Source organism: Pantoea sp. SS70 (genome assembly GCF_029866845.1).
Classification (GTDB): Bacteria; Pseudomonadota; Gammaproteobacteria; order Enterobacterales; family Enterobacteriaceae; genus Pantoea; species Pantoea leporis.
Genome location: NZ_CP117199.1, coordinates 3,894,580 through 3,921,157 on the forward strand (window position 1 = coordinate 3,894,580; position 26,578 = coordinate 3,921,157).

At 54.4% G+C, this 26,578-nt stretch carries 25 protein-coding genes; 9 read left to right on the plus strand and 16 right to left on the minus strand.

Annotated features, from left to right (window positions below):
* Positions 1–34 precede the first annotated feature (34 nt).
* Both PO881_RS18010 and PO881_RS18015 read right to left on the minus strand, forming a co-directional pair.
* Positions 35–985: an ABC transporter substrate-binding protein gene (locus PO881_RS18010; RefSeq protein ID WP_101762705.1), complete on the minus strand. Its 951-nt coding sequence runs from the start codon at positions 983–985 to the stop codon at positions 35–37.
* Positions 986–996: 11 nt separating this feature from the next.
* Positions 997–1,761, minus strand: coding sequence for a class II aldolase/adducin family protein (locus PO881_RS18015; RefSeq protein WP_137386681.1), 765 nt, complete (start codon positions 1,759–1,761; stop codon positions 997–999).
* 227 nt (positions 1,762–1,988) lie between these two features.
* On the opposite strand from PO881_RS18015, the gene PO881_RS18020 reads away from it, so the two are divergent.
* Positions 1,989–3,593, plus strand: coding sequence for an EAL domain-containing protein (locus PO881_RS18020; RefSeq protein ID WP_137386682.1), 1,605 nt, complete (start codon positions 1,989–1,991; stop codon positions 3,591–3,593).
* The gene (locus tag PO881_RS18025) at positions 3,568–4,527 is read left to right on the plus strand and encodes a D-2-hydroxyacid dehydrogenase family protein (RefSeq protein ID WP_280172171.1); all 960 of its coding nucleotides are present in this window, start codon (positions 3,568–3,570) and stop codon (positions 4,525–4,527) included. The genes PO881_RS18020 and PO881_RS18025 overlap by 26 nt, the downstream gene beginning before the upstream one ends.
* On the opposite strand, the gene PO881_RS18030 is transcribed toward PO881_RS18025, so the two are convergent.
* From PO881_RS18030 to PO881_RS18040, 3 genes are all read right to left on the minus strand, one after another.
* Entirely contained in the window at positions 4,495–4,998 is a 504-nt protein-coding gene (locus PO881_RS18030) for a hypothetical protein (RefSeq protein WP_192414786.1), read from the minus strand. The genes PO881_RS18025 and PO881_RS18030 overlap by 33 nt on opposite strands.
* Before the next feature lie 111 nt (positions 4,999–5,109).
* On the minus strand, positions 5,110–5,580 hold the full coding sequence (locus PO881_RS18035; protein ID WP_101762709.1) for a hypothetical protein: 471 nt from the start codon (positions 5,578–5,580) through the stop codon (positions 5,110–5,112).
* On the minus strand, positions 5,573–6,373 hold the full coding sequence (locus PO881_RS18040) for a hypothetical protein (protein WP_101762710.1): 801 nt from the start codon (positions 6,371–6,373) through the stop codon (positions 5,573–5,575). The genes PO881_RS18035 and PO881_RS18040 overlap by 8 nt, the downstream gene beginning before the upstream one ends.
* Before the next feature lie 360 nt (positions 6,374–6,733).
* Here PO881_RS18040 and proP point away from each other — a divergent pair, with 360 nt between their 5' ends.
* From proP to PO881_RS18055, 3 genes are all read left to right on the plus strand, one after another.
* Positions 6,734–8,239 (plus strand): glycine betaine/L-proline transporter ProP, encoded by a 1,506-nt coding sequence (gene proP, locus PO881_RS18045; protein WP_101762711.1) that lies wholly within the window; start codon positions 6,734–6,736, stop codon positions 8,237–8,239.
* 116 nt (positions 8,240–8,355) lie between these two features.
* Positions 8,356–9,333, plus strand: coding sequence for a porphobilinogen synthase (gene hemB, locus PO881_RS18050; RefSeq protein ID WP_280172172.1), 978 nt, complete (start codon positions 8,356–8,358; stop codon positions 9,331–9,333).
* Between the two features lie 109 nt (positions 9,334–9,442).
* The gene (locus PO881_RS18055; protein WP_210081392.1) at positions 9,443–10,414 is read left to right on the plus strand and encodes a sensor domain-containing diguanylate cyclase; all 972 of its coding nucleotides are present in this window, start codon (positions 9,443–9,445) and stop codon (positions 10,412–10,414) included.
* 30 nt (positions 10,415–10,444) lie between these two features.
* Here PO881_RS18055 and PO881_RS18060 read toward each other — a convergent pair whose 3' ends face one another.
* The gene (locus tag PO881_RS18060) at positions 10,445–11,467 is read right to left on the minus strand and encodes an alpha/beta hydrolase (protein ID WP_101762714.1); all 1,023 of its coding nucleotides are present in this window, start codon (positions 11,465–11,467) and stop codon (positions 10,445–10,447) included.
* 317 nt (positions 11,468–11,784) lie between these two features.
* Here PO881_RS18060 and PO881_RS18065 point away from each other — a divergent pair, with 317 nt between their 5' ends.
* Positions 11,785–12,276, plus strand: a complete 492-nt coding sequence (locus tag PO881_RS18065; protein ID WP_280172921.1) for a helix-turn-helix domain-containing protein — start codon at positions 11,785–11,787, stop codon at positions 12,274–12,276.
* Between the two features lie 109 nt (positions 12,277–12,385).
* Here PO881_RS18065 and yfaU read toward each other — a convergent pair whose 3' ends face one another.
* The 6 genes from yfaU to PO881_RS18095 all read right to left on the minus strand — a co-directional run bounded on the left by yfaU (position 12,386) and on the right by PO881_RS18095 (position 17,741).
* Positions 12,386–13,186 (minus strand): 2-keto-3-deoxy-L-rhamnonate aldolase, encoded by an 801-nt coding sequence (yfaU, locus tag PO881_RS18070; RefSeq protein ID WP_210081394.1) that lies wholly within the window; start codon positions 13,184–13,186, stop codon positions 12,386–12,388.
* Between the two features lie 13 nt (positions 13,187–13,199).
* Complete coding sequence (locus PO881_RS18075; RefSeq protein WP_280172173.1) at positions 13,200–14,486, minus strand: MFS transporter; 1,287 nt, start codon at positions 14,484–14,486, stop codon at positions 13,200–13,202.
* 47 nt (positions 14,487–14,533) lie between these two features.
* Complete coding sequence (rhmD, locus tag PO881_RS18080) at positions 14,534–15,736, minus strand: L-rhamnonate dehydratase (RefSeq protein WP_192414775.1); 1,203 nt, start codon at positions 15,734–15,736, stop codon at positions 14,534–14,536.
* Between the two features lie 13 nt (positions 15,737–15,749).
* Entirely contained in the window at positions 15,750–16,532 is a 783-nt protein-coding gene (locus PO881_RS18085; RefSeq protein ID WP_101762719.1) for an IclR family transcriptional regulator, read from the minus strand.
* 177 nt (positions 16,533–16,709) lie between these two features.
* The gene (locus PO881_RS18090; protein ID WP_137386691.1) at positions 16,710–17,126 is read right to left on the minus strand and encodes a DUF1640 domain-containing protein; all 417 of its coding nucleotides are present in this window, start codon (positions 17,124–17,126) and stop codon (positions 16,710–16,712) included.
* Positions 17,127–17,393: 267 nt separating this feature from the next.
* Positions 17,394–17,741 carry a hypothetical protein gene (locus PO881_RS18095; protein WP_192414771.1) on the minus strand — a complete coding sequence of 116 codons (348 nt, stop codon included), beginning with the start codon at positions 17,739–17,741 and terminating at the stop codon, positions 17,394–17,396.
* 566 nt (positions 17,742–18,307) lie between these two features.
* On the opposite strand from PO881_RS18095, the gene PO881_RS18100 reads away from it, so the two are divergent.
* Positions 18,308–19,303, plus strand: coding sequence for an autotransporter domain-containing protein (locus tag PO881_RS18100; protein ID WP_280172174.1), 996 nt, complete (start codon positions 18,308–18,310; stop codon positions 19,301–19,303).
* On the opposite strand, the gene PO881_RS18105 is transcribed toward PO881_RS18100, so the two are convergent.
* Positions 19,300–20,484 carry an NAD(P)/FAD-dependent oxidoreductase gene (locus PO881_RS18105; RefSeq protein WP_192236948.1) on the minus strand — a complete coding sequence of 395 codons (1,185 nt, stop codon included), beginning with the start codon at positions 20,482–20,484 and terminating at the stop codon, positions 19,300–19,302. The genes PO881_RS18100 and PO881_RS18105 overlap by 4 nt on opposite strands.
* Positions 20,485–20,726: 242 nt before the next feature.
* On the opposite strand from PO881_RS18105, the gene pitA reads away from it, so the two are divergent.
* Positions 20,727–22,226 (plus strand): inorganic phosphate transporter PitA, encoded by a 1,500-nt coding sequence (gene pitA, locus PO881_RS18110; RefSeq protein ID WP_137386695.1) that lies wholly within the window; start codon positions 20,727–20,729, stop codon positions 22,224–22,226.
* A 69-nt stretch (positions 22,227–22,295) separates the two neighbouring features.
* Here pitA and uspB read toward each other — a convergent pair whose 3' ends face one another.
* On the minus strand, positions 22,296–22,631 hold the full coding sequence (gene uspB, locus PO881_RS18115; protein ID WP_008108136.1) for a universal stress protein UspB: 336 nt from the start codon (positions 22,629–22,631) through the stop codon (positions 22,296–22,298).
* Between the two features lie 418 nt (positions 22,632–23,049).
* Here uspB and uspA point away from each other — a divergent pair, with 418 nt between their 5' ends.
* On the plus strand, positions 23,050–23,487 hold the full coding sequence (uspA, locus tag PO881_RS18120; protein WP_007889892.1) for a universal stress protein UspA: 438 nt from the start codon (positions 23,050–23,052) through the stop codon (positions 23,485–23,487).
* Positions 23,488–23,553: 66 nt separating this feature from the next.
* Here the strand turns inward: uspA and rsmJ are convergent, their stop codons facing one another.
* Positions 23,554–24,303, minus strand: coding sequence for a 16S rRNA (guanine(1516)-N(2))-methyltransferase RsmJ (rsmJ, locus tag PO881_RS18125; protein WP_280172175.1), 750 nt, complete (start codon positions 24,301–24,303; stop codon positions 23,554–23,556).
* 8 nt (positions 24,304–24,311) lie between these two features.
* Positions 24,312–26,354 (minus strand): oligopeptidase A, encoded by a 2,043-nt coding sequence (prlC, locus tag PO881_RS18130; protein ID WP_271461174.1) that lies wholly within the window; start codon positions 26,352–26,354, stop codon positions 24,312–24,314.
* Positions 26,355–26,578 lie beyond the last annotated feature (224 nt).

A 26,578-nucleotide genomic window follows, 5' to 3' on the forward strand; every position in this document is an offset into this window, starting at 1 on the left:
GATTCAGTGCATGCCGTAGCGCCGTGATTTTACGTTATTGGGTTTGAAACACGCTGTTGTCGGTAATCGCCTGTACATCAACTTTGTTTGGCAGGATATTCAACTCGCTAAACAAGTCCGACACCTTCTGCACCTTTGCCACATCATCCGGCGTCACGCCACGTACGCCATGGGAAATACGCGCAGTAATCTGCTGCGCGTCCGCCGGTTGCAGGCGCGTTAACTGCGCATATACCTCGTTATACTGCTGCGGATGCGCCAGCGCCCACTCGCGCGCTTTGGCCAGACGATGGGTGAAATCGGCAATCGCCGCGCGCTTCGCGGGATCGTCGAGCGAGCTTTGCGTGGCGGTGACAAACGACAGCGCGGTTGTCAGCCCTTTGCCGTCACGCAGCAGACGCGCGCCATGCTTTTCCGCAATACCTAAATAGGGATCGAAGGTCGCCCATGCGGTAATCTGCCCGGAGTTAAACGCCGCGCTGGCGTCGGTTGGCAACACAAAACGCACCGGCACCGTATCACGTGGCACTTTCGCCTCTTCCAACGCCTCATACAGCAAGTGCTGCGAGATACTGCCGCGCGCCGACGAGACAACAACCTGCTTGCCAGCCAAATCTTTCACGCTGTGGATCGGCGAATCGGCAGGGACGATCAGCCCGTTCGAACCGGCGTCACCGACGTTGGTGGCGATGATCTTCAGCGGTACGCCGCCCGACGCCGCCATCAGCACCGGCAAATCGCCAGCGTACGAGGTATCGACCGCACCCGCACGCTGCGCTTCAAACAGCGGCGCCGCGCCCTGGAAATTCGCCCAGCGATAGTGATAAGGCGCGTCTTTCATGACATCTGCCGCTTCGATCAGCGAACGCAGATTGCGTGCCTGATCGCCCAGCACCAGCGTGACTTTACTCAAATCAGGCGCGGCCTGACTGCCAAACGCCGCGCACAGCAGCAGCGCAGAAACTACCGGTTTTAGCCATTTCATCGGGGAGATTCTCAGAGTGCGTTGCGGTTGAGCTGGCGGATGTAAGCATCCCAGTGCAGCTGATATTTGCGATTGCGGATGCTGTTATCAAACGCCTGCGCGGCTTTCTCGGAAACGGCGTCCGGCAGAATGATCAGATCCGCGCCACCCGATTGTGCCGCCAACTGTGCCTGGCAGGCGCGCTCGAGGTAATAGAGATTGTAGAAAGCTTCTTCAATGCTGCCGCCGCTGGTCAGCAGGCCGTGATTGCGCAGGATCAGCGCGTTAAGATCGCCGAGGTCGGCAACGATGCGCTGCTGCTCGTCGAGATCCAGCGCGATACCTTCGTAATCGTGATAGCCGAGGCGATTATGGAAACGCGTGCTGTGTTGCGAAATCATCAGCAGGCCGTTCCGCTGCGCCGAAACGCCAATGCCCGCCGCGGTGTGCGTATGCAGCACCGCATGGGCATCTGGCCGCGCGCGGTGAATCGCACTGTGAATAACAAACCCGGCAAGGTTAATTCCCAGCCCGGTTGGGTCGTCAATAATATTGCCGTCGATGTCGATTTTAACCAGCGTTTCCGCCTGGATTTCATCGAAGGTTTGCCCGAAAGCGTTGATAAGAAAGTGCGGCTGATCGCCCGGTACGCGCAGGGAAAAATGGGTGTAAATATGGTCGGTCCAGCGTAGCTTCGCCGCCAGATGATAAGCCTGCGCCAGTTTGATGCGCGCCTGCCATTCGCCTTCGCTGATGCGCTGCCGTAATGATGTGATATCCAGGGTTTCCGTGCTCATTTCCGCTCCTCATTTCAGGTCAATGTGCTTACCTAACATCGTGGCATAGCGTTTTTGCCGCTGGGAAATGCCAATAACGGCAAAACAATGTCATTAAACGCAAAGTGAGATTGATCATTGACCTGTATCAGACCGGTTTATTCTTAAATCGCTACCCTACACAGCCCTGTGAAAATGGTATGCTGCTGACGCCGCAAGCGCAGCTTAAACCGACTGAGGATTGTCTGGTGCCACTGAAAAAACGACATCACGATTTTGATTGGGTCTTAATCGTTTGTGCCGGGTTGCTGCCGTTGGTGCTCGGCATCCTTTGTACGGCCATCGAAGCGCGTCACACCGTCAGCCAACAGCAGATTTCAACCGCCAATACCTTGATTACTCAGGCTGAAAAGATGAGTGACAACGCCTGGAATATGATCACTGAGATGCGCCAGTATCAGTACCAGCCTTGTGCCAAAATCGAAGATCAGCTGCAGCGCGCCGGTACGCTTAATCCCTATTTTCGATCCATTGGTATGATGAAAGGCAATGACATCATTTGCTCGTCCGCCTTTGGCCTGCGACATGGCACCCTGACTGAGATGATGATGCAGCCGCCGCCGATAACCGGCAAAGCCTGGTGGAGCATTTCGGTGCGCGGAACGGTTGGCGTGCCTAATCGTCCGGCGGTGGTGTTTATGCGTCAGCTTCCCGATACCAGCGGTTTTTGGGCGGTCATCGACGGCCAATATTTGATGGATTTCATGAACGCCATCGGCGGTTCACGCGGTTACCACATGAGCCTGCAATTTAGCGGTGGCGCAGTGATCGCCAGCGGACCGGCTGACATGCAGCCAAAGCTGTATATGAAAAGTGAATCTTTTCAGGCCGACTCCAGCCGCTATCCCATCACCGTTAATGTAACCGTTCCGGCTTCTGAGCTGCTCAAAGCCTGGCGTCAGGCGCTGTTCATCTTCCTGCCGATGGCGGCGATTTTCTCGATTTTGCTGATGATCCTCACCGCCAATTGGCTGCGTCGTCGTATTTCCTGGCACGATGAGATTGGTCGCGCTATCCGCGCCCGCCAGTTCTCAGTGCATTATCAGCCGGTATACAGCAATACCTTGCACGCCTGCGCCGGTGTTGAAGCCTTACTGCGCTGGCAACGGCCCAACGGCGTGATGATTCGTCCGGATATCTTTATCAGCGCCGCTGAAGCCGAAGGGATGATTGTGCCGTTGACGCAGCATCTGCTGGAGTTGATGGCAGAAGATATTCAGAGCTGGCAGGTCGAGCCCGGATTTCACCTCGGGCTGAATCTGGCGGCGGAGCATCTGCAGCATGACGATTTCGTGGCCGATATTGAATTGTTTGCTGAGCGCATCAAAGACAAACAGCTGTGCATCACGCTGGAGCTGACCGAACGCAGCCTGATTGAAGAGGGTGAAAAGGTGGCGTGTAAACTGCGTCATTTGCGCGCGCAGGGCATGAAGGTGGCGATTGATGATTTCGGTACCGGCCACTGTTCACTGACCTACCTGCTCACCTTCCCGCTGGACTACCTGAAAATCGATCGCGGCTTTATCAATGCCATTGAAGGCCTCGACGTGGAAACGCCGGTGCTGGATGCGATTATTAATCTGTGCCACAAGCTGGAACTGGATGTGCTGGGCGAAGGCGTCGAGACCGCAACACAATTTGAGTACCTGCGGCAGCGTGGTGTGATATTTATTCAGGGCTACTATTATGCCCGTCCGCTGGATAATGACCGGCTGCGTGCCTGGCTCAGCGAGCAAGGGCACAAGCCACTTCTCGTTGAGGAACATTATGAGCCTGAACTGCATCATTCTTGATGACTACCAGAACGTCGCCCAGTCGCTTGCCGATTGGGCATCTCTCGCCCCGCTGGTGCACACCACTTCCCTGACTGAACATTTCGCCGACCAGGATGAATTGGTTAAGCGCATCGCGCACGCCGATATTTTGGTGGTTATGCGCGAACGCACGCCGCTCAGCGCCGAGCTGATTGGCCGCTTGCCCAATCTGAAAATGGTAGTCACTTCCGGCATGCGTAATGCCTCCATCGATTTACATGCCTGCGCGGAACGCTATATCGCGGTGTGCGGTACCGCCAGCAGCAGCGCGGCACCGCTGGAACTGACGTGGGGATTGTTGCTGGGATTGGCGCGCCATATCGTGCCGGAGAATCAGGCGCTGCGCAGCAACGGCGCGTGGCAGCACACCGTTGGCATGGGCCTGCAGGGCAAAACGCTGGGATTAATTGGATTGGGTAAAATCGGCGGCGAGATGGCAAAAGTGGCGCAGGCGTTTGGGATGCGCGTGTGTGCGTGGAGCCAGAATTTAACCGCCGAACGTGCCGCCGAGTGTGGCGCAGAACTTTCGCCATCGCTGGCGGCGCTGCTCAGTAGCAGCGATGTGGTGTCCATTCATCTGGTATTGAGCGAGCGCTCACGCCATTTAATTGATGCAGCGGCGCTGGCGCAGATGAAGCCCGGCGCGCTGCTGATTAACACATCGCGCGCCGGCATTGTCGATCAACAGGCGATGATCGCCGCGCTGCAATCGGGTCAGTTAGCCGGTGCGGGATTAGATGTGTTTGAACAGGAACCGCTGCCCGCCAATCATCCGCTGCGTCAGCTGCCGAACGTGCTGGCGACGCCGCATCTCGGCTATGTCGCCGACAGCAATTATCGCACCTACTTCACGCAGGCGGTGGAAGATATTCAGGGATGGTTAACGGGTGCGCCGCTGCGCTCGCTGCTCTGAACGGCCTGCGCGCCGTTTTTCCGCAATGCGCAGCGCCACTTCAAGGCTGTCTTCCGCCAGCGCGCCATTCGGCACATCGCGCTGGGCATTGAGACGTTGATTAATGCGCTCCAGCGTCGGCGTTAACTGCCCCACGAACTGCTGATATTCATCAAGCTGCGTGATGGGTTGGTTACATGCGATGCTGGTTTGCGTCAACCGTTGCAGCTGACGCAAGCTCTCGGTCGCCTGGCGGGAGAGTAATCCGGCCTGACGCCAGCTTTTCAGGCGCTGCAGCAGTTCATCGGGTTGTTGCGCCAATAATGCCAGCTGCGCATCGGTTCGTTCGCCACAGTTAATCCACGCCACCGAGCTAATGGAAACAGCAGTCGTACGCTGTGCCGCAGGCACAAGATTGATAAGATTGCTTTCTACACTGTCGCTCATCGACAGCCAGGGATTCTTAAAAGACTGGGCGTTTATCCTCGACATGAACACTCCACCAAAGCACGGCGGCAGAGTATTACCCAATGTTTTGGAGCTGGCAAGCAGAGGTTGCCGCCTCGCTTAATGGTAAATTTTTCTTATTTATTTGCGCATCAATCAGGTATGGCAATAAAGCCGCGGCATACCAGAATAATTGATTATTTGATCGCCATTGGGGAGTTGATACATCTGATAATAATCACTGTGGGATTCTCGCGCCGAGGTGAAAAGTATCTGCGCAGCGAGTGGCTCGGGCACCGTATCATCGGCCATCGCCTGCACTTTACGGGTATTCACCAGCATAAAATCGCCCTGACGATGCCAGCTACTGACAGAAACGCGATTTAAACGATATTGACGATCCGGCAATGTCACCGTGCCGATTAGCGTTGATGCGCCGCTACCATCCGCTTTAAAACGTGTGCGTACCGTCGCATCCAGCGTACCCGTTGGCTTCCCTTCATTATCAATGCGATAGGGAACATCACACCATTCGGGTACCACAACGGTTGGGCGGACCAACAGAACCCACGCCCAGGGAAGAATGAACGCAATAATAACAACCAATGTGAGTAATGACTTACGCATCAGGTAGCTCCTGATTAGATATCAACCATGAAATACATCCATTATTCTTTTGCTCGATGGGTTGGAGGCAAAGGAAAGCACTGCTGAAGGCACGAATGCGTGAACGGTTGATGTACAGCAACGGCGGGACTGAGCCATCCGGCAGGCGCGGTTTTAACTCGCGGAATCGGCGCATAGCATCCTGAACGACAAAAGAATCGGCAGAAAGTCTTTCATTGATAAAGACCTGCGTCTGCGCTTCCTGGCCATAAAATTTAAATTGCATGCCATCATGTTCGGTTGGCGCAAACTCCTGACGGATAATTAGTGCCAGCGCCACATTTAGCAGTAATAATCCCGCCAGCACGCCACGCCACAGCCAGGATTTTTTCTTCACGGCGACCGCTTTCACAGCAGGTTCGGGCTGCACCGTGACCGGCTTTTCAGCTTCAGCAGCAGGCGTAGCGACCTCATTGAAGGATTCGACATCGACCTGCTCGGCCAGCACGCAGCCAATCAGCGGCACCTGATGTACCAATGCACCTGGCGCGTGCGCCTGCTGCGCCAGACGATTGATCTCAGCAATGGTCAACGTTAAGCGATCGGCAAAGGGGATCTCAGAAGGTTCGCGCTGAAACAGCACATGCAATGCCTGATTACGCACCAGCTTGCCTTGGGCATTGAGCACGCGACGTAATACCGCGCTTTGCAGCGGACTTAATGCCACGCGTTGAGCGGGAGAATTGAGTGGATAAAACACCTGTTGGTCGGCATCAAAACAGAGACTTTTGGCAAATAAAACAAAGCGCGCCATATGAAACCTGATTTCCAAAAAAGCAACTCACGCAAGTATATGTAGTTTCGCGAGATGGCGCACGCTTACTGCAAATCGCTGCGTGAAATTGCGGCCTTTTTTCGACGCGTTTTAAGCGCTAACAGGCCACAGCATTAGCTAAAAAATAGCCAGTTAATGGTGAGAACATGACAAATATCACACAAAATCGGTATACTCTGTCGCGGTTGGCAATCATTACTTTCCTAATAATTGCCCGGCAGGGCAGGGAAAAAGCGTTATTTCCCCGCTATGCTTTAATTTTCTCAACGCCGCGGACTGTTGGCATTGTTTGAGTCCGCAGCGTTGAGGATTTTTCGAATTCCAATACAGGGTATCTGCATGAAACTACGTAGGAAGCGTGTAAAACCTATCGGGATTGATGATGTCACCATTATCGATGACTCCCGTTTACGTAAAGCCATTACCGCGGCTTCGCTGGGCAACGCGATGGAATGGTTTGATTTTGGTGTTTATGGCTTTGTGGCTTACGCGCTGGGTAAGGTGTTCTTCCCGGATGCTTCTCCAAGTGTACAGATGATTGCTGCACTGGGTACGTTCTCAGTTCCGTTCCTGATTCGTCCACTCGGTGGTTTGTTCTTCGGCATGTTGGGCGATAAATATGGTCGCCAGAAAATCCTTTCTATTACCATCGTTATCATGTCGATCAGTACCTTCTGTATCGGCTTGATACCGTCCTATGCCTCAATTGGTATTTGGGCACCTATTCTGCTGCTGTTGGCAAAAATGGCGCAGGGCTTCTCGGTCGGCGGTGAATATACCGGTGCATCGATCTTCGTTGCCGAGTACTCGCCTGACCGCAAGCGCGGCTTTATGGGCAGCTGGCTTGATTTCGGCTCCATCGCCGGTTTTGTGCTCGGTGCGGGCGTCGTGGTGCTGATCTCCACCATTATCGGTGAAGAGAAATTCCTCGAGTGGGGCTGGCGTATTCCTTTCTTTATTGCGCTGCCGCTCGGCATTATCGGTTTGTATCTGCGTCATGCCCTGGAAGAAACGCCGGCGTTCCAGCAGCACGTTGACAAGCTGGAACAAGGCGACCGTGAAGGTCTGCGCGACGGCCCGAAAGTGTCGTTTAAAGAGATCGCGACCAAACACTGGAAAAGCCTGTTGGCCTGTATCGGTCTGGTGATCGCCACCAACGTGACCTATTACATGCTGCTGACCTACATGCCGAGTTACCTGTCACATAACCTGCACTACTCGGAAGATCACGGCGTGTTGATCATCATCGCCATTATGATGGGTATGTTGTTTGTGCAGCCAGTAATGGGCATGCTGAGTGACCGCTTTGGCCGTCGTCCGTTTGTCATCATCGGCAGTATCGCCCTGTTTGCCTTCGCGATTCCGGCCTTTATGCTGATTAACAGTGGCGTGCTGGGTCTGATTTTTGCCGGTCTGTTGCTGATGGCTGTGATCTTAAACGCCTTTACCGGTGTAATGGCATCCTCGCTACCTGCGATGTTCCCAACCCACATTCGCTACAGCGCATTAGCAAGTGCCTTCAATATTTCGGTGCTGATTGCCGGTCTAACACCGACATTCGCCGCTTATTTAGTGGAAGCCACCAACAATCTGTATATGCCGGCATACTACCTAATGGTTGTCGCGGTGATTGGTTTGATTACCGGTATCTTCATGAAAGAGACCGCCAACAAGCCGCTGCGCGGTGCTACGCCAGCCGCGTCGGACATGGATGAAGCACGTGAGATCCTGCAGGAGCATCACGACAACATCGAGCAGAAAATCGAAGATATTGATGACGAGATCGCCAAGCTTGAGGCGAAACGTAAAAACCTGGTGCAGCAGCATCCGGACATCAACGAGTAATCTTCCCTACTCCCGCCACCCGGCGGGAGTTTTCGTTTCCGCACACAATCCTTCATGCACAGCCGCGAAAAGGGGTAAACTATTGCCACTTTTTTAACCTGCATAAGTTGTAGAGCATGTCTGAATTTAATCTGATCCAGCGCCCAAGAAGGCTGCGCAAAAGCGCGTCAATGCGCGAAATGTTCCAGGAATCTCACCTCAGCATCAACGATTTGGCACTGCCGATTTTCGTTGAAGAAGGCGTGGACGATTATGTGCCCATTAACGCCATGCCGGGCGTGGTGCGTATCCCCGAGAAACGTTTAGCTTATGAGATTGAACGTATTGCCAAAGCGGGCATTCGTTCAGTGATGACCTTCGGTATTTCCCACCACACCGACGCCACCGGCAGCGATGCCTGGAATGAAAACGGTTTAGTGGCGCGTATGTCACGTATCTGCAAAGACACCGTGCCAGAAATGATCGTGATGTCTGATACCTGCTTCTGCGAATACACCAGCCACGGCCATTGCGGCGTGCTGTGCGATCACGGCGTCGATAACGACCAAACGCTGATTAACCTCGGCAAGCAAGCCGTGGTTGCGGCACAAGCCGGCGCAGACTTTATCGCTCCTTCTGCCGCGATGGATGGCCAGGTGAAAGCCATTCGCCAGGCGCTCGACGCCGCCGGCTTCACCGATACCGCCATCATGTCTTATTCGACGAAGTTCGCGTCCTCCTTCTACGGCCCGTTCCGTGAAGCCGCAGGCGCCGCGCTGAAAGGCGATCGTAAGACTTACCAGATGAATCCGATGAACCGCCGTGAAGCGCTGCGTGAGTCGCTGCTTGATGAAGCGGAAGGTGCAGATTCTCTGATGGTAAAACCGGCTGGCGCTTACCTCGATATCCTGCGCGATATCCGCGAACGCACCACGCTGCCGCTCGCTGCGTACCAGGTGAGCGGTGAGTACGCGATGATCAAATTCGCCGCGCAGGCGGGTGCCATCGACGAACGTAATGTGGTTCTGGAGAGCCTTGGCGCGATTAAACGTGCCGGCGCGGATCTCATTTTCAGCTATTTTGCCCTTGATCTCGCTGAGCAAAAAGTGCTCTGATTATCGTTACGCCTGGCATCGGACATCGCATACCGTTGCCAGGCGCTTTCAGCCTTTGTGGCTTAAACACCAGTGTTTCTGTAATCCCATAATTATTAAGAGTAACGCGATGAAAGCACCTGCACTGCCTGCGGACGAGTCACATCGTCTGGCCCAGTTACGTGCGCTCAACATTCTGCACACGCCTGCCGAAGAGCGTTTCGACCGTTTAACCCGCCTTGCCCGTCGTTTGTTTGGTGTACCCGTTGCGCTGGTCAGCCTGCTGGAAGAGGACCATCAGTGGTTCAAATCCACTGCGGGTTCAAGCGATACCACCGCACCGCGCAATACCTCTTTCTGTGGCCACGCCGTGCTGCAGGATGATGTGATGGTGGTGGAAAACGCGCTTGATGACGAGCGCTTCTTCGATAATCCACTGGTTAAAAATGCCGAAAATCCGGTGCGTTTCTACGCCGGTTGCCCATTGCGCACGCCGGCTGGTGCGAAAGTCGGCACCTTGTGCATTATCGATCATCATGCGCGCCAGTTCGATGCGGATGATATCCATACATTGCGTGATTTAGCCGCAATGGCGGAAGCTGAGCTGGTGGCGTTCCAGACCGCAACATCCGATGAACTGACGCAAATCACCAATCGCCGTGGCTTTATGACGCTCGGCCAGTTGGCGCTGAATGAGTGCCAGCTGAAGCAGTTACCGGCCAGCCTGACTTTCCTCGATCTCGATCGCTTTAAAGCCATTAACGATACGCTCGGTCATCGCGAAGGCGACCGCGCATTAATGGACTTTGCCAACGCCATGAAGGTGAGTTTTCGCCATGCGGATATCTTTGCCCGTTTGGGCGGCGACGAATTTGTGGTGCTGTTTAATGGCTTGCAGCAAGCCGATGCCGAAGGTGTGTTGGCGCGCTTTGATGGTTTCCTGCAACAGCAAACCCAGAACCTCGAGCGCCGCTACGCTCTGCACTTCTCATCGGGCATTGTTGAGTTCGATCCCGATCATCCGCAGTCGCTGGAACAGCTGCTGGAAGGTAGCGACGAACGGATGTACGCCGCTAAGAACGGGAAAAAGAAGCTGAGTTGATGTTGGTCGCCGTGAATGGCGACCCTGCAATTAATGACCCACTAAATCCGTGATCAATGCCTGATTAAACGTCTGCGGTTCTTCCATCTGCGGCGCGTGCCCCATGCCCGGGAATTCGATTAAGCGTGCGCCGGGAATCAGTTGCGCCACCTGCTTGCCCAATACATTGTAATGCCCGAGTTTTGCTTTCACTTCCGGCGGCGCGATATCACTGCCAATCGCCGTGGTATCTGCGGTGCCAATCATCAACGTGGTCGGCACGCGTAGATCTTTAAACTCGTAATACACCGGCTGAGTGAAAATCATGTCGTAGATGAGCGCCGAGTTCCACGCCACTTTCTTGTGGCCTGGCCCGCTGTTTAGCCCGGCTAGCATATCGACCCATTTGTCATACTCCGGCTTCCACTGGCCGCTGTAATATGTCTGCTGTTCATATTTCTTGATGCCCGCCGCATCCAGCTTGAGTTCACGCTGATACCACTGATCCACCGAGCGCCACGGCGCGCCTTTGGCTTTCCAGTCTTCTAAGCCGATGGGATTGACCAGCACCAGCTTCTGCGTTTGTCTGGGATACATCAGCGCATAACGCGTCGCCAGCATGCCGCCGGTCGAGTGCCCAACCATAATGGCGTTGTCGATACCCAGCTGCTGCAACAGTTGATGGGTGTTCTGTGCCAGTTGCTGGAAGGTGTATTGATAGTTAGCTGGTTTAGTTGAGCTGCAGAAGCCAATTTGATCTGGCGCGATGACGCGATACCCTTTCTGACTCAGCGCTTTGATGGTGTCATCCCAGGTTGCGCCACAGAAGTTCTTGCCGTGCATCAGCACCACGGTTTCACCGTTGGCCTGCTGCGTAGGTTTGACATCCATATAACCCATACTCAGCGCTTGCTGCTGCGAGGAGAAGTTAAAGTGCTGCAGCGGATAGGGATAGTTAAAGCCTTCGAGCTGTTCACCATACACATTGGCGGCGAGCGCCGGAGCAACAGCGCCTAATGCCACTGATGCCAGAATCACGGCAAGTGACTGTTTTGGTTTGAAACGAAAACCCATTAGGTGATTCCTCAACAGTGAAAACCTTCAGTGTGGCACGTTAATCCGCGTTAAGTATTGATGAGGTGTGCCGCCAGAAAGCACACCTTTTACTATTAAGCGCCACGAAGCGATGAAAAATTTGAGTTAATAATAACGCCCGTTATTACGATAAATACTCAACATCATCACAACAAGAAAACCTGTAAATTCACGAAAACCAAGACCGGTCTTGATGACAAATATTAAAACAGCCAAATAACCAGAAAACTTTACATTAATTGCAGATTGGAAAGATTAATTAAATTACACTCTGCCACTGTTAATGGAGGACTATGATGACACAGCAAAAATATAATGAAGGGGTAATTGATTCGGTAACCGAATGGATTATGGCTAACCTGGATCAACGTTTAACGATTGATGATATTGCACTGAAGTCTGGCTATTCGAAATGGTATTTACAGAAACTCTTCGCCCGCTATCACAATGAGACGCTGGCACGCTACATCCGAAAAAAGAAACTGGCTCATTGCATTAATGACTTAAAAGACAGCAATGTGCCAATTATCAGCCTGGCAGTGAAATATCATTTTGAAAGCCAGCAATCTTTCACGCGCTCATTTAAACATGTGCTGGGCTGCACGCCTCTTTATTGCCGTAAGCGCCAGCTGGATGAGGAAGCCAAACTTGCAATGCGTGAAAGTGGCGATCCCTGTGTGCTTTGCCGTCAGGCGGGATTTAACGCCACCGAACGCAATAAAGCAATTATCACGCCCGCGGTACGTAACGATAAATATATGCCGCGAATTGGTTGTGCGATGCGTTGATAAATAATTGACTCTTTTTTGGCGCCATTTGACGCCAACAGACTTCTTCATTCCAATTCATGAACGCTTTAATTGAATAGAAACGGATGGCATACCATCCGTTTCTCAATTAGTAACTCGATTTATTCAGCGCATTTACGCTCTTTTTAAAATGCGCGAGCCGATTATCCAGCGCATCGGTATACAGCATGGTATCCACACCGACGGCAACGAAATTAGCTCCCCAATGAATAGCGCGTTCCGCCATCTCCAGATTAACCGCCAGAAAACCGGCCGCTTTTCCTGCGCTGCGGATGCGTTTGATACTCTGCTCAATCACTTTCTGCACTTCAGGATGCCCGGCATTATCGGGATAGCCCAATGAGGCTGACAAATCAGCCGGACCAATAAAGATTCCGTCAACGCCCTCAACCTCCAGCAACGCATCGAGATTATCAATCGCCGTTTTGCTTTCGGCCTGAATCAGCAGGCATAACTCTTCATTGGCGCGCGCCATATAATTTTCCACGCGCCCCCAACGTGCCGCCCGCGCCACGCCTGCGCCGACGCCGCGCGTGCCATAAGGCGGATAGCGCGTCGCCTTCACCAGCGCCTGTGCCTGCTCAGCGGTATCGATCATCGGCACCAGCAAGGTGCGCGCACCGATATCCAGCACCTGCTTAATCAGTGCCGTCTGGAATTCGATTGGCCGTATCACCGGCTGACTGCGATAAGGCGCAACGGCCTGCAATTGATGATAGAGATCCTGTACGGTATTCGGGGCGTGTTCGCCATCAATCAATAACCAGTCGTAGCCGCTGGTGGCAGCAATTTCGGCCAGATACGACGATGTGCTGCTCAGCCACAAACCAATCTGCGTTTCGCCTTTCGCTAATCCGGCTTTGAAAGGATTTTTTAACGGATCCTGCATAGCTGCTCCTTACTTAATGACTTGGCTGCTGAGAGTGTGGCAACTGACGCTCCACTTTCAGGCTGAGGATAATGAGTGAACCGATGGCGGCAATTAGCGCCAGCGCCAGCAATCCGGCAGCGCTGCTGTTAAAGTGCATTTCGGCATTCACACGAACCAGCGGTGCGAGGAAGCCACCTACAGCACCAAACAAATTGACGAAGCCGATGCCCGCCGCCAGCGCAGTGCCAGAAAGCAGCTGCGTCGGCATGGTCCAGAACACCGGCTGCACGGCAATAAAACCCACCGCCGCGACGCTAAGCGCAATGATGGCCAACAGCGGCGAAACCAATCCGGACAAACCAATCCCGGCTGCAGCAGCCAGCAAGGTGAACGCCGCGACCCGGCGACGCTCGCCGCTGCGGTCGGAATAGCGCGGAATCAGCCAGGTGCCAAACAGCGCGGCCACCCACGGAATGGCCGCCACCAGCGAGGCGAGGAAACCGACTTTGGTGCCCAACAACGCTGCGACCTGAGAAGGCAGGAAGAAAATCAGGCCATAAACCGCTATCTGAATGGTCATATAGATAATGGCGAGCTGCCAGACGCGACCATTGCGCAGCGCATCACGCAGATGTGAAGTCGGCTTCTGCTGCTCTTCGCTCTCCAGCTGACGTTGCAGCGCCCGCTTCTCCTCGGCGCTGAGAAAACGCGCTTTCGCCGGTGTGTCGTCGATATAGCTGAAAGTGAAAACGCCGGCTGCCACCGCCAGTAATCCTTCAATGATAAACATCCAGAACCAGCCGGGATGGCCTAGCACGCCGTGCATTTCCAGCAGTGCGCCAGAGAGCGGTGAACCCAGCGTCAACGCCAGCGGCGCGCCCATGTAGAACAGTCCCATGACGCTAGCGCGCTGCTGTTGCGGGAACCACAGCGAGGTCAGATAAATCATGCCCGGGAAGAAACCCGCCTCAGCGGCGCCGAGCAAGGTACGCACCAGCAGGAATTTGGCTTCGGTATCAGCAAATGCCATCGCCGCCGAAAGCAATCCCCACAGCAGCGTGGTGCCGCCAATCCAGCTGCGCGCGCCAAAGCGTCGCATCAGCAAATTGGCCGGCACGCCAAGCAGCGCGTACACCACAAAGAAGATTCCAGCACCTAACGCGTAAGCTTCATTACTCAGGCCGGTATCAAGTTGATATGCCTCTTTGGCGAAACCAATGTTGGCGCGATCGAGAAACGCCAGCACGTAGAGCATCAACATGAAAGGAATAAGACGTGCGCGATTCTTTTTAACCGCGCTTAACACCAGATTATCCATGGTAAACCCTCACGCAGGGCTGCGACGCGTCGCCGCAGCCGCTGCGATTAGTGTTGATAAGGACGCTTCAGTCCATCGCGATTCAGCTCCACGCCGAAGCCCGGTTTATCCAGCACCGATTTGTGCATGCGACCGTTAACCGGTACCGGTTCGTTGATCAGCAGCGGATCAAACTGCGGGCGCAGCGTGCTGCAATCCGGGCTGGTCATCAGGAATTCACTGAATGGGCTGTTGGTGAAGGTGATCACCGCGTGATGCGAGTAAACCGAGGAGCCGTGCGGCACCACCAGCTGGCCGCGTGATTTCGCCAGCGCCGCCACTTCCACCAGCGTGGTCAGGCCGCCGCACCAACCGACATCAGGCTGCAAAATATCGATGCCGGTTTCAGCCAGCGTGCGGAATGATTGCAACGTGCCGTGATGTTCGCCGCTGGTGATCAACATGCCCTGCGGCGCTTGCTGTTTCAGCTGGGCGTATCCTTCGAACTGCTGCGGCGGCAAACACTCTTCCAGCCACTTGACGTTATAAGGTGCGCAGGCGTGGGCCAGCCTGGTGGCGAAATTGACGTCCTGGCTCATCCAGCAATCGAGCATCAGCCAGAAATCCGGACCGCAGCTTTCGCGATAGTGAGCGATGCGCGCCACCTCTTTACGGATGCCTTCATCGCCATCGTGCGGTCCCCACTGCACCGCCATTTTGCCGCCGATAAAGCCCATCTGCTGCGCCAGGTCCGGACGCGCACCGGTGGCGTAGAACTGCAGTTCATCGCGTACCGCGCCGCCCAGCAGTTTGTACACCGGCAGATCGGTGACTTTGCCGAACAGATCCCACAGCGCCAAATCGACGCACGAAATGGTGTTCATCACCAGGCCGCCCGATCCGGCGTAATACAGGGTGGCGTTCATCATCTGGTCGTGAATCAGTTTGATGTCGCTGACGCAGCGTCCTTCAAGGAAGCGGTTGAGATGCTTTTCCACAATGAAGCAGCCCATTTCGCCGCCGGTGGTAATGGCGAAACCGGTTTGACCGTTATCGGCTTCGACTTCGACAATTAGCGTGCCTAACACGTTGATGCCAAAGGATTGACGCGACTGCTCATACTGTTTGTATTTGCTCATGGGCGTGGCGACGTGGTCGTCAATCCAGTGATTGGCACCTTGATCGTGGTAATCACCGCCAGCTGCCGCTTTATCCGCGGTAGCGCCACCGGCAAAGTAGGCGCGGACAGTTTTAATTTTAGGTAGGGACATGCTCTTCTCCTGGTTACGAGGCGTGTTTTTCCGCCGGGCTACGCCAGCCCAGCAGACGGGAAATATCGCGGGCGCAGGCAATCGCCTGGCCAGCAAGGTAATCGCGTTTGTCGTCGTCAATGTCGAGTCGGGTGCCCACCAGCGAAATGGCGGCGACGAGCTGCTGGCGGGCATTGAAAATCGGCGCGGCGACGCAGCGCACATCGGGATAATCTTCACCGTTATCAAAGCTCCAGCCCTGACGGCGAATGCGTGCCAGCTCGGTACGCAGCGCGTCGGCATTGCGCAGCGAGGTTGGCGTCACCGCCACAAAGCGCAGGCCGCTGATGATGCGTTCCTGCTCTTCAGGTTGCTGCCAGGCGAGCAGACACTTGCCAATGCCCGAGCGATACAGCGACAGGCTTTTGCCTTCGTGTGAGCGCACGCTGATGGTGGCGGCGGATTCGAGTTTGAGGATGTAACAGGCGTGACCACCCTCGAGGATGCCGAGGTGGCACAGCAGATTGGTCTGCTGCATTAAACGTGTCAGAGGTGGACGCGCAATATCGCGGATATCCATGCGCTGCAGTGCGTGACCGGCAAACTCCACCAGCCGCGTCCACAGGCAATAGTTGTTGTTGCGATCGATAGTGATCAGACGCTGTTTTTTCAGTTCAGCGAATAGCAGATAGGCGCTGCTTTTGGGAAGCGCCAGCGTTTCGATGATCTCGGCGGCACTGCACGGTCCGTGCTGGGCAATAAAGTCGAGAATCGCAATGGCGCGCGTCAGCGCGGGGACAGGCGTAATTTCCAACATGCTGGACTCCAGTCTGATGATCTGGAGCGCAGTGTTGTAGTTTTACTTCGTGATAAGTGTGCGCCGCTTCAAATTACGCGGCGCTGAGCGCGTTTGCTGGCAGCGCGTGTGCGGGAATGTGAATCGCGCCGCGCTGAGAGTACAGCCGACTGTACTCCTGCCGCAGGAGCACAAGATCTAAGAGAAAATGTATTTGATCGCTGCAATGACCATCGTGGTGGTCATCACCATTAGCAAACGTTTGATCCAGCGCATATCGGTTTTCAGCGTGGCAACATCCGCTTTGAGTTGTTTCACGTCAGCTTTCAGTTCCTCAATATCCTTAATCGCGCCACTTAACCGAACATCCAGATCTTTAATCGCACCAGTAAGCCGAATATCCAGCTCTCTGATATCGCCGGTAAGTCGAACATCCAGTTCTTTAATGCTCCCTGTAATTCCTTCTCCGGCCTTCATTAAATCAGCACGAGATAACGCATTATCCTGCTGCATCTCAGTAAAGATCTCGACCATGGCTTCGGCCTGTTGGTCGCTGACGCCGGCCAACTGCAGTGCTTTAAAGGCTTTGTGTGTGTTCATCATCGCGAGTGTCATCCGTGAAGCTCCTGAGTTGATGTGAGGCGCGTGCCAACATCATGCTCAGCGAGCGATTGCTGCACCATGTGACTGTGTGTATTTTGCGCGGCGCTGCGAAAAATATCAATTAGTACAACAAGTAACGTCCAAGCGGATGCGGGGCGTCTCGCAAAATTGGCGTCAGATTCTGCTGCGAAACGTTTTGCGATATGGGAGCGGGAAGGTGTTGAGCGGCTTCTTAAAACGGCGGCGCAGCTTTTAATCCCTGCGCTGCCCGTTCAATAATTACTGAACCGGCTGGCCCGGTAGCAATTTCTCAGACATCAAACGGCGGCAGGAGAGTCTTTCCTGCCGCGCCTGCTGCTGCTGTTCGGGCGACAAATCCTGCCACACCGCTTGCAGATGATCAGCCAAACCCTGTTGGAAATGAATCTTCTGCAATGCGTAATCTGCATTACTGCCTTCAATAATCTGCTGCATATCCTGCGCGGTATTGCCGCGTCCGTCGTGAGTCAGCGAACAGAACATGGCGATGTAATAGCCTTTGTCCTCATCGCTGTAATGCGGCATCAGCCACCAAACCGCGGCACTGATGACGATCAGCAACGGCACAATAAATTTGAGTTTTAACATGAATGGTTTATCCGCTGGAAAAAGGAAACGCGCGATAGTAACAGCATTCGGCTGGCCGCACATATTTTGCCGGCCGCATCCATAACGTAACCAGTTAACTGTGATCAGCTGCCGAGCGATTCATTTTGCCCGTCAAAACAAGACAGGTCTTAAATAGCTCGACTAACAGGTCACTATAAGTTGCAAACCCTTTCGCCATAAATCGACCAGATACGATGAACCTGACTCAGCTGACGCTGGCTATCGGTGCACTTTGTAGCTTCGAGCCGTTATATGCTAAAGAGATAAAACCCTTTTCTTCAGACATTCCACCGCTTCCTGTAACCCCCCTTTCTCACTCATCAACCGAAGCGGTTTTAGCGCCTTTATCCGAGCATCCCCACTCCGATTCGCTGTTGCATAACGTTAAACATGCAGCCGCTGACAGCTTAAAAATGGTGGGGAAATTTTTCGCACGAAACAGCTGGTATGATGATTTCAATCCGGCGGCTAATCGCCCGCATATTCAGGGAAAGCTTGCCGGTAGCAGGCCCCATTTATTTTGGTTTTACCGGCTGCAGAGCTCGATGATTGCTCCGCTTCCACCCGATCCGGATCTGATCGACCCCGTGCTCGATGGCAATCCACCTCCCCCGCCGCCGCCCTCCGTGCCAGGACCTAAGCCACAAATCCCAGCTTATGCCGCTCTGCCTGCCGCACTCTTTGGTATGGATGAAAATCTGCAAGCACGCTTTATCTATGATGCACAACTTGCAGGTCGGGATGGTCGCCATGACCTGTTCATTTCGGGTTTTAGCGTTGATGAGCGCTATCGCAGCGAAGCCAATCACAACCAGAGTGAAAACCGCTATTACGGCTGGCTGGTAGGCTTACGTGGATTACTGACGGAAGATGAGCAACGACAGCTGGCACTGAGTGTGGCGATCAGTAAAGGTCACTTCACTCTGGAGCCCTCACAGTCCAACGGCAACAGCCACGGGCAGGTTGATACTCAAGGTATCAATGCCATGTTGAGCTGGCAGCCACAGCATGGCCTGCAACTGGCTCTGCCGATTAGCGTCGGTCACTATCGCGGCAATATAAGCAGTGATGAAAAAGATAAGGTGGCGCAGGTAAAAGCCCGCAGCGCCAATATCGGTATGGATGTTGGCTGGCGCTGGCAGCAGGGTTCACATGCGTTCACCCCAGTGCTGGGCGCCACCATGCAATGGGCACGCATCAAGGATATTCATGACAACGACAATCTACATATTGGTTATTCACAGCAAAAACAGCTGCAGTTCTCTGGCGGTATGAAATATGACTTCAGACCAACAGATAGCCTGAAATTTGGCCTTGAAACACGCTATGTGCAGTACAGCGGCCATGCGGGCAATGTTGCGGTAGATAAAGATAATCTGCGTACTGGCCGAGGCGGTAAGCACCTGCAATATAGCGGCGACGTTGGCTGGCAACTGACTGAGAATGTTCAGCTTAATAGCCAGCTTAAGTGGCAACATCGCCTAAGTCAGGAAGGTGCCAGCAACTGGCAGACACAACTGGGTGTAAAGATTACCTTTTAAAGCGCCTGCGCGCACGCCCAGGCCGAGCTCCACGCCCACTGGAAGTTGTAGCCGCCCAGCCAACCGGTAACGTCCACCACTTCGCCGATAAAGAACAAACCTGGCACATCGCGCGCTTCCATGGTTTTTGACGACAGTTGGGTGGTATCGACGCCGCCTAGCGTCACTTCGGCGGTGCGATAGCCTTCGGTGCCGTTTGGCTGCACGCGCCATTGATGTAGCGTGCTGACCAGTTCGCCCTGCTGCTTGCTGTTTAGCTGCTTCAGCGTGACGTCAGGAATCTGCTTTAGCTCCTGCAGCACTTCCACCAACCGTTTTGGCAGAATTTTCGCCAGGCTGTTTTTCAGGCTAAGATTGGGATGCGCCTCGCGCTGCACATGAATGAAATCATCCAGCGAAGTGGCAGGTGACAAATCAATGGTGACGAATTCACCCGGCTGCCAGTAGCTGGAGATTTGCAGCACGGCGGGCCCCGATAAGCCGCGATGGGTAAACAGCATCGCTTCTTTAAATAAGGTGCCGTCCTGCGCGGTGATGGTGGTGGGCAGCGCGACGCCCGACAGCGTGTTGAGCTGTTCCAGCAGCGGTTTATGCAGCGTGAACGGCACCAATGCCGCGCGCGTCGGGAACACTTTCAGGCCGAACTGTTCCGCCACTTTATAGCCAAACGGCGTGGCGCCGAGGCCTGGCATTGAGAGCCCGCCGCTGGCGATCACCAGTTTTTCTGCCTGCACCGATGTGCCGTTCAGCTGCAAGGTATAACCATTATCGTCGCGATCGACGCTCAGCACTTCACTGCGCAGGCGCAGCGTCACCTGCCCGGCATCACACTCTTTCAACAGCAGATCGACAATCTGCTGTGCGGAGTCATCGCAGAATAATTGCCCGAGCGTTTTCTCGTGATACGCAATGCCGTGGCGATTGACCAGATCGATGAAATCCCACTGGTTGTAGCGCGCCAGCGCCGATTTGCAGAAATGCGGATTGTGCGACAGATACGCCGCCGGTTCGGTGTGCATGTTGGTGAAGTTGCAGCGACCGCCGCCCGACATCAAAATCTTGCGACCGGCTTTTTTGCCGTTATCCAGCAGCAATACGCGGCGACCCAATTGCCCCGCCTGCGCCGCGCAGAACATGCCGGCTGCGCCTGCACCAATAATGATAACGTCAAACTTTTCCACTGCTTTTATCCGCCTTGCCCGAAAGGCGCTGATTGTAGGGATTTGCGGCTTTTAGCGCCAGCTTCAAAAAAATGCCGTAAATGTGTCATAATGTAACTTACTAATTTTAAGCTGTTTTCAGCTAAATCTATACGCTGCATTACAATTTTAAGACAATAAAGAGCTATATTTTTCTTTCATATCGCGCACGTTGTCGCAGATAATGCGCCGCGTTCATGTCCTCCCAAAATGGCGTAACGTTTATGCTACATCTGTTTGCTGGTCTCGACCTCAGTACCAGCCTGTTACTGATTCTTGCTCTGCTGTTTGTATTGTTTTACGAAGCAATCAACGGTTTTCACGACACTGCTAACGCGGTCGCGACTGTCATTTATACCCGTGCGATGCGGGCGCAACTGGCGGTTGTCATGGCGGGTGTTTTCAACTTCTTAGGTGTTTTGCTTGGTGGATTGAGCGTGGCGTATGCCATTGTTCATATGCTTCCGACCGATTTACTGTTGAATGTCGGTTCGGCCCACGGACTCGCCATGGTCTTCTCCATGCTGCTGGCCGCGATTATCTGGAACCTTGGCACCTGGTATTTGGGTTTGCCGGCGTCCAGTTCTCACACATTGATTGGCGCTATCATCGGTATTGGTCTCACCAACGCCCTGATGACCGGCACCTCGGTGGTTGACGCGCTCAACCTGCCAAAAGTCATCAATATCTTCATGTCCCTGATTCTTTCGCCGATTGTGGGTCTGGTGATTGCAGGCGGTCTGATCTTTATCCTGCGTCGCTACTGGAGCGGAACCACCAAACGTTCACGCATCCACATGACGCCTGCTGACCGTGAAAAGATTGATGGCAAGAAAAAGCCCCCGTTCTGGACGCGCATTGCCCTGATCGTTTCCGCGATTGGCGTGAGCTACTCACACGGCGCTAACGATGGTCAGAAAGGTATCGGCCTGATTATGCTGGTGCTGATCGGCGTCGCGCCGGCTGGTTTTGTGGTGAACCTGAATGCGTCGGGTTATGACATCACCCGCACGCGCGATGCCGTAAACCATCTGGAGCAGTATTATCAGCAGCACAACGAATCACTGACGCACATGGTGCAGATGGCGCCGCCTGTGGTGCCAACGCCAGATGAATCGCTTGGCGGTCCGCAGGAGTTCCATTGCGACAGCAGCCGTGCGCTGCAGGCTATCGATCGTGCGCAGCTGCTGCTGAACAATCTGCAGAGCTACGATCAGCTGACGGTTGATCAACGCAGCCAGATGCGTCGCCTGCTGCTGTGCGTTTCCGATACCGTAGATAAAGTGGCCAAGCTGCCGGAAACCAGCGCGGACGATAAGCGCTTCCTCAACAAGCTGAAAAGCGATTTGCTGGGCACCGTTGAGTACGCACCGATCTGGATTATTGTGGCTGTGGCGCTGGCGCTCGGCATCGGCACCATGATTGGCTGGCGTCGTGTTGCCACCACCATTGGTGAGAAAATCGGTAAGAAAGGCATGACGTATGCGCAAGGGATGTCGGCGCAGGTGACGGCCGCGGTATCGATTGGCGTGGCCAGTTACACCGGTATGCCCGTTTCTACCACGCACATTCTGTCGTCGTCGGTGGCCGGTACTATGCTGGTCGATGGCGGAGGATTGCAGAGTCGCACCATCAAAAATATCGCTATGGCGTGGGTGTTCACCTTGCCGGTGTGTATTTTGCTGTCGGGTTCGCTCTACTGGATTGCACTGAAACTGATCTAAGCAAAGCGCAGAAATATTCGAGGGCGACGCGATGTCGCCCTTTTTTATTGCCCTTTTTTATTGCCCTTTTTATTGCCAGATAGCCATCGCAATCAAACTCACCACCACCAAAAAGCATAGCCCGCTGGTCAGCACAAACTGTCCGCGCACGCGCTCACAGCGGCGAATGAACTCGTCGTCATGATGATCGTGATAGCGCTTCTCCCAGATATAGCGCACCAGCCGCACCTGCTTACTCGGCTGCCCGTGCGACGTGAAGAAACCCGCGCCATCCACGTATTGATATAACAGCGGATCGCAACCGCGCAAAACGGCTAAAAGTGAGCGCAAAGAAGAGAAATAGCGCGCCATATTCACCAGACAAACCACACACAGAGCCCAAAAAAGCGCGATAGTGCTGATCATGTTCCCCTCCCGGCTGGAGCCGCAACGACGTCGAACGCAGCGGGGAATTGCTGTAGACGCCGCACGGGAAATAAACCAGCCATTGAATGATGTCGATTGCATTGTTGTTATGCGAACCTGAGTGCGCAACGCATACGGCAGTGGCACTTATTTTCAGTGTAGGAGATCTGTTGAATTTTTTTCCAGCGATGATTTTCGTTCAGGGCGAGTGAAAAAGCCGATAACGCTTGATCTTCCTCACAAGCGAACTTGCGCTTGCAGCATTTGTTAACAACTCTGGCTATACTCAGGACATAACAAAAACCGCCTGCAAGGCTGAAATAGTTGGTTGGTGGCGCTTCATCGCCGTCTCGCGCAAAGGAATCGCCGACCGTGAAAGCAGGAAGATTGCCCCGAATCTTGAGAAAGGAGTTTTATCATGGCTTATAAACACATCCTGATTGCAGTAGACCTTTCCCCGGAAAGCCAGTTGCTGGTTGATAAAGCCGTTTCGCTGGCCCGTCCTTATGATGCAAAAATCTCGCTGATCCACGTTGATGTGAACTATTCAGACCTCTACACCGGGCTGATTGATGTCAATCTGGGCGACATGCAGAAGCGTATTTCTGAAGAGACGCACACCGCGCTGAAAGAGCTGTCGATTAACGCCGGTTATCCGATCAGTGAAACCCTGAGCGGCAGCGGCGATCTTGGCCAGGTGCTGGTGGATGCTATTAAGAAATATGATGTGGATTTGGTGGTGTGTGGTCACCATCAGGACTTCTGGAGCAAGCTGATGTCATCGGCGCGCCAGTTGATTAACACCGTGCATATCGACATGTTGATTGTGCCGTTGCGCGACGAAGACGAAGAATAAAAATCAGGCCGGGTTACCGGCCTGATTTTTTGTAGCGGCGCAATTTATTGCGCATTGTTTGCGTTATTATCCCAGCGGCGGATAAATATCAAAACGATGGCTTTTGGTCACCACCGCATCCTGCGTCACCACGCCCGCTAACGGCGGCGCGTAATCCGGACGCTTCACCACAATGCGCTTCTTCGCCAGACGGCGCGCCGGTTCCAGCAACGCATCAGCATCATCATCCGCACCGACCAGCGACTGAAACACACGCATCTCTTTCTTCACCATCGCGCTTTTCTGGCGATGCGGATACATCGGATCGAGATAGACCACATCCGGCGCGAGCGTGATATCGCTCAGCGCTTGCTGGCTAGCAGCGTGCAGCAACGTCAGCCGATCGCGCAGCCAGCCGCCAATCTCCGCATCCTGATAACCGCGACGCAAACCATCGTCCAGCAAGGCCGCCACCACCGGATGGCGCTCCAGCATGCGCACGCGACAGCCCAGCGCCGCCAATACAAACGCATCGCGCCCCAAACCGGCCGTTGCATCAACCACGTCTGGCAGATAACCGCTTTTGATGCCGACCGCTTTTGCCACCGCTTCGCCACGACCGCCGCCAAACTTACGCCGATGCGCCATCGCGCCCGAGACGAAATCCACGAAGATGCCGCCGAGTTTCGGCTCATCCAGTTTACGCAGCTCAAGATGCTCAGCGGTTAACACCAGCGCCATCGTCGCCTGTTCGTCCTGCTGCAAACCCCAGCGCTCGGCTAAATGTAATAAGGCGCCGTCTCCGGCGCCCGTTTCATCGATTAAACCAATTTTCACAAGCCGGCTTATCCCTGGATTCCGTAGTGTTCCAGCATCGCATCGAGCTGCGGTTCACGACCACGGAAGCGTTTGAACAGCTCCATGGGCTCTTCGGAACCGCCACGCGTCAGGATGTTGTCGAGGAACGACTGACCAGTCTGACGGTTGAAAATGCCCTCTTCTTCGAAGCGCGAATAGGCATCGGCAGCCAACACGTCGGCCCACAGATAGCTGTAGTAACCAGCCGCATATCCGCCAGCAAAGACGTGGCTGAAGGCGTGCGGGAAACGGCCCCATTCCGGGCTTGGCACCACGGCAACCTGCTTCTTCACTTCACGCAGGGTTTCGAGGATGCGCGCACCTTGGGCGGGATCGAACTCGGTATGCAGACGGAAATCGAACAGGCCGAACTCCAGCTGACGCAGAATAAATAGCGCCGCCTGATAATTTTTCGCCGCCAGCATTTTATCCAGCAGTTCCTTCGGCAGCGGTTCACCGGTTTCGTAGTGGCCGGAGATAAACGCCAGCGCTTCCGGCTCCCAGCACCAGTTTTCCATAAACTGGCTCGGCAGCTCGACGGCATCCCACGGCACACCGCTGATGCCAGACACGCCCGGCGTTTCGATGCGCGTCAGCATATGATGCAGACCGTGACCGAATTCATGGAACAGCGTGATCACTTCATCGTGCGTGAACAGCGCCGGTTTGCCCTGCAGCGGACGGTTAAAGTTACAGGTGAGATAGGCCACCGGCTTCTGCAGGCTGCCGTCGGCTTTACGCATCTGGCCGACGCAATCGTCCATCCACGCACCGCCACGCTTGTTTTCACGTGCGTAGAGATCGAGGTAGAAGCTGCCGCGCAGTTCACCGCTTTCGTCGAACAGGTCGAAGAAGCGCACGTCTGGATGGTAAACATCGACGTCTTTACGCTCTTTAGCGGTGATGCCGTAAATGCGTTTAACCACTTCGAACAAACCACTCACCGCGCGCGCTTCCGGGAAGTACGGACGCAGCTGCTCGTCGCTGATGGTGTAGAGATGCTGTTTCTGTTTCTCGCCGTAATACGTCAGATCCCACGGATTCATCTCGTCGACGCCGTACTCTTTCTTCGCGAAGGCGCGCAGCTGAGCCAGCTCTTTTTCACCCTGCGGACGGGCGCGTTTCGCCAGATCGGTCAGGAAGTCGATGACCTGCGCCGGATTTTCCGCCATTTTGGTTGCCAGCGATTTGTCGGCGTAAGAGTCGAAGCCCAGCAGCTGAGCCAGTTCATGACGCAGCGCCAGCTCTTCCGCCATCACCGGACCGTTGTCCCATTTGCCGGCATTCGGGCCCTGTTCGGAAGCACGCGTTGAATACGCGCGGTACAGCTCTTCACGCAGCGCAGCGTTGTCGCAGTAAGTCATGACCGGCAGATAGCTTGGGATATCCAGCGTCAGCAGCCAGCCTTGTTGCTCTTTGGCTTCGGCCTGCGCTTTGGCGGCGGCCAGCGCGCTTTCCGGCATACCCGCCAGCTCCGCTTCATCGGTCACCAGCTTGCTCCAGCCCATGGTGGCGTCGAGCACGTTGTTGCTGTAGGTCGAACCCAGTTCAGAAAGACGTGCCGCGATTTCGCCGTAGCGCTTTTGCTTCTCTTTATCGAGGCCGATACCGGACAGCTCGAAATCACGCAGGCTGTTATCCACCGCTTTCTTCTGCGCGGTATCCAGCGCCGCATAGCTATCGCCCTCTTTCAGGTTGCGATAGGCCTGATACAAACCTTCATTCTGGCCGACCCAGGTGCTGTATTCGGACAGCAGCGGCAGCGTTTGCTCGTAAGCTTCGCGCAGTTCCGGGCTGTTTTTCACCGAGTTCAGATGGCTGACCGGCGAGAACAGGCGACCTAAGCGATCGTCAACTTCAGCCAGCGGCTGCACCAGATTTTCCCAGGTGTAAGGCGCGCCTTGCGCCACAACGCGCTCCACCGCTGCGCGGCAGTCGTTCAGCGCTTCGGTAACCGCAGGAACCACATGTTCAGGTTTGATAGCAGAAAACGGGGGCAGCGAAAAAGGCGTGAGTAACGGATTGGTCATAAGCGCAGTCCTTTCATGATGAAGTAGTGGCGCGAATGCTCGCGCGACGCATTTTACTAACATGCGGCTTGATGACAGGAAAATCAATGCCACTGAGCCCGGACCCACGAAGAAAAGGCTGCGCTAAGACTCAGGCGGAGAGTAAAAACACGGTAATAATCCAGCATCACGGCCGATGACGTTGTCTCATCACATTTTCCTGTCACGGCTTAAAAGGCAACAAA

Excerpts from the sequence above, each read along its gene's own strand:
- PO881_RS18065 (WP_280172921.1), top strand. The coding sequence starts at position 11,785 with ATGACACAGCAAAAATATAATGAAGGGGTAATTGATTCGGTAACCGAA.
- uspA (WP_007889892.1), top strand. The coding sequence starts at position 23,050 with ATGGCTTATAAACACATCCTGATTGCAGTAGACCTTTCCCCGGAAAGC.
- PO881_RS18095 (WP_192414771.1), bottom strand. The coding sequence starts at position 17,741 with ATGTTAAAACTCAAATTTATTGTGCCGTTGCTGATCGTCATCAGTGCC.
- uspB (WP_008108136.1), bottom strand. The coding sequence starts at position 22,631 with ATGATCAGCACTATCGCGCTTTTTTGGGCTCTGTGTGTGGTTTGTCTG.
- PO881_RS18015 (WP_137386681.1), bottom strand. The coding sequence starts at position 1,761 with ATGAGCACGGAAACCCTGGATATCACATCATTACGGCAGCGCATCAGC.
- yfaU (WP_210081394.1), bottom strand. The coding sequence starts at position 13,186 with ATGCAGGATCCGTTAAAAAATCCTTTCAAAGCCGGATTAGCGAAAGGC.
- proP (WP_101762711.1), top strand. The coding sequence starts at position 6,734 with ATGAAACTACGTAGGAAGCGTGTAAAACCTATCGGGATTGATGATGTC.
- PO881_RS18090 (WP_137386691.1), bottom strand. The coding sequence starts at position 17,126 with ATGACACTCGCGATGATGAACACACACAAAGCCTTTAAAGCACTGCAG.
- PO881_RS18040 (WP_101762710.1), bottom strand. The coding sequence starts at position 6,373 with ATGGCGCGCTTTGTTTTATTTGCCAAAAGTCTCTGTTTTGATGCCGAC.
- PO881_RS18085 (WP_101762719.1), bottom strand. The coding sequence starts at position 16,532 with ATGTTGGAAATTACGCCTGTCCCCGCGCTGACGCGCGCCATTGCGATT.
- PO881_RS18010 (WP_101762705.1), bottom strand. The coding sequence starts at position 985 with ATGAAATGGCTAAAACCGGTAGTTTCTGCGCTGCTGCTGTGCGCGGCG.
- PO881_RS18030 (WP_192414786.1), bottom strand. The coding sequence starts at position 4,998 with ATGTCGAGGATAAACGCCCAGTCTTTTAAGAATCCCTGGCTGTCGATG.
- PO881_RS18055 (WP_210081392.1), top strand. The coding sequence starts at position 9,443 with ATGAAAGCACCTGCACTGCCTGCGGACGAGTCACATCGTCTGGCCCAG.
- PO881_RS18025 (WP_280172171.1), top strand. The coding sequence starts at position 3,568 with ATGAGCCTGAACTGCATCATTCTTGATGACTACCAGAACGTCGCCCAG.
- PO881_RS18060 (WP_101762714.1), bottom strand. The coding sequence starts at position 11,467 with ATGGGTTTTCGTTTCAAACCAAAACAGTCACTTGCCGTGATTCTGGCA.
- prlC (WP_271461174.1), bottom strand. The coding sequence starts at position 26,354 with ATGACCAATCCGTTACTCACGCCTTTTTCGCTGCCCCCGTTTTCTGCT.
- hemB (WP_280172172.1), top strand. The coding sequence starts at position 8,356 with ATGTCTGAATTTAATCTGATCCAGCGCCCAAGAAGGCTGCGCAAAAGC.
- PO881_RS18075 (WP_280172173.1), bottom strand. The coding sequence starts at position 14,486 with ATGGATAATCTGGTGTTAAGCGCGGTTAAAAAGAATCGCGCACGTCTT.
- rhmD (WP_192414775.1), bottom strand. The coding sequence starts at position 15,736 with ATGTCCCTACCTAAAATTAAAACTGTCCGCGCCTACTTTGCCGGTGGC.
- PO881_RS18035 (WP_101762709.1), bottom strand. The coding sequence starts at position 5,580 with ATGCGTAAGTCATTACTCACATTGGTTGTTATTATTGCGTTCATTCTT.
- pitA (WP_137386695.1), top strand. The coding sequence starts at position 20,727 with ATGCTACATCTGTTTGCTGGTCTCGACCTCAGTACCAGCCTGTTACTG.
- PO881_RS18100 (WP_280172174.1), top strand. The coding sequence starts at position 18,308 with ATGATTGCTCCGCTTCCACCCGATCCGGATCTGATCGACCCCGTGCTC.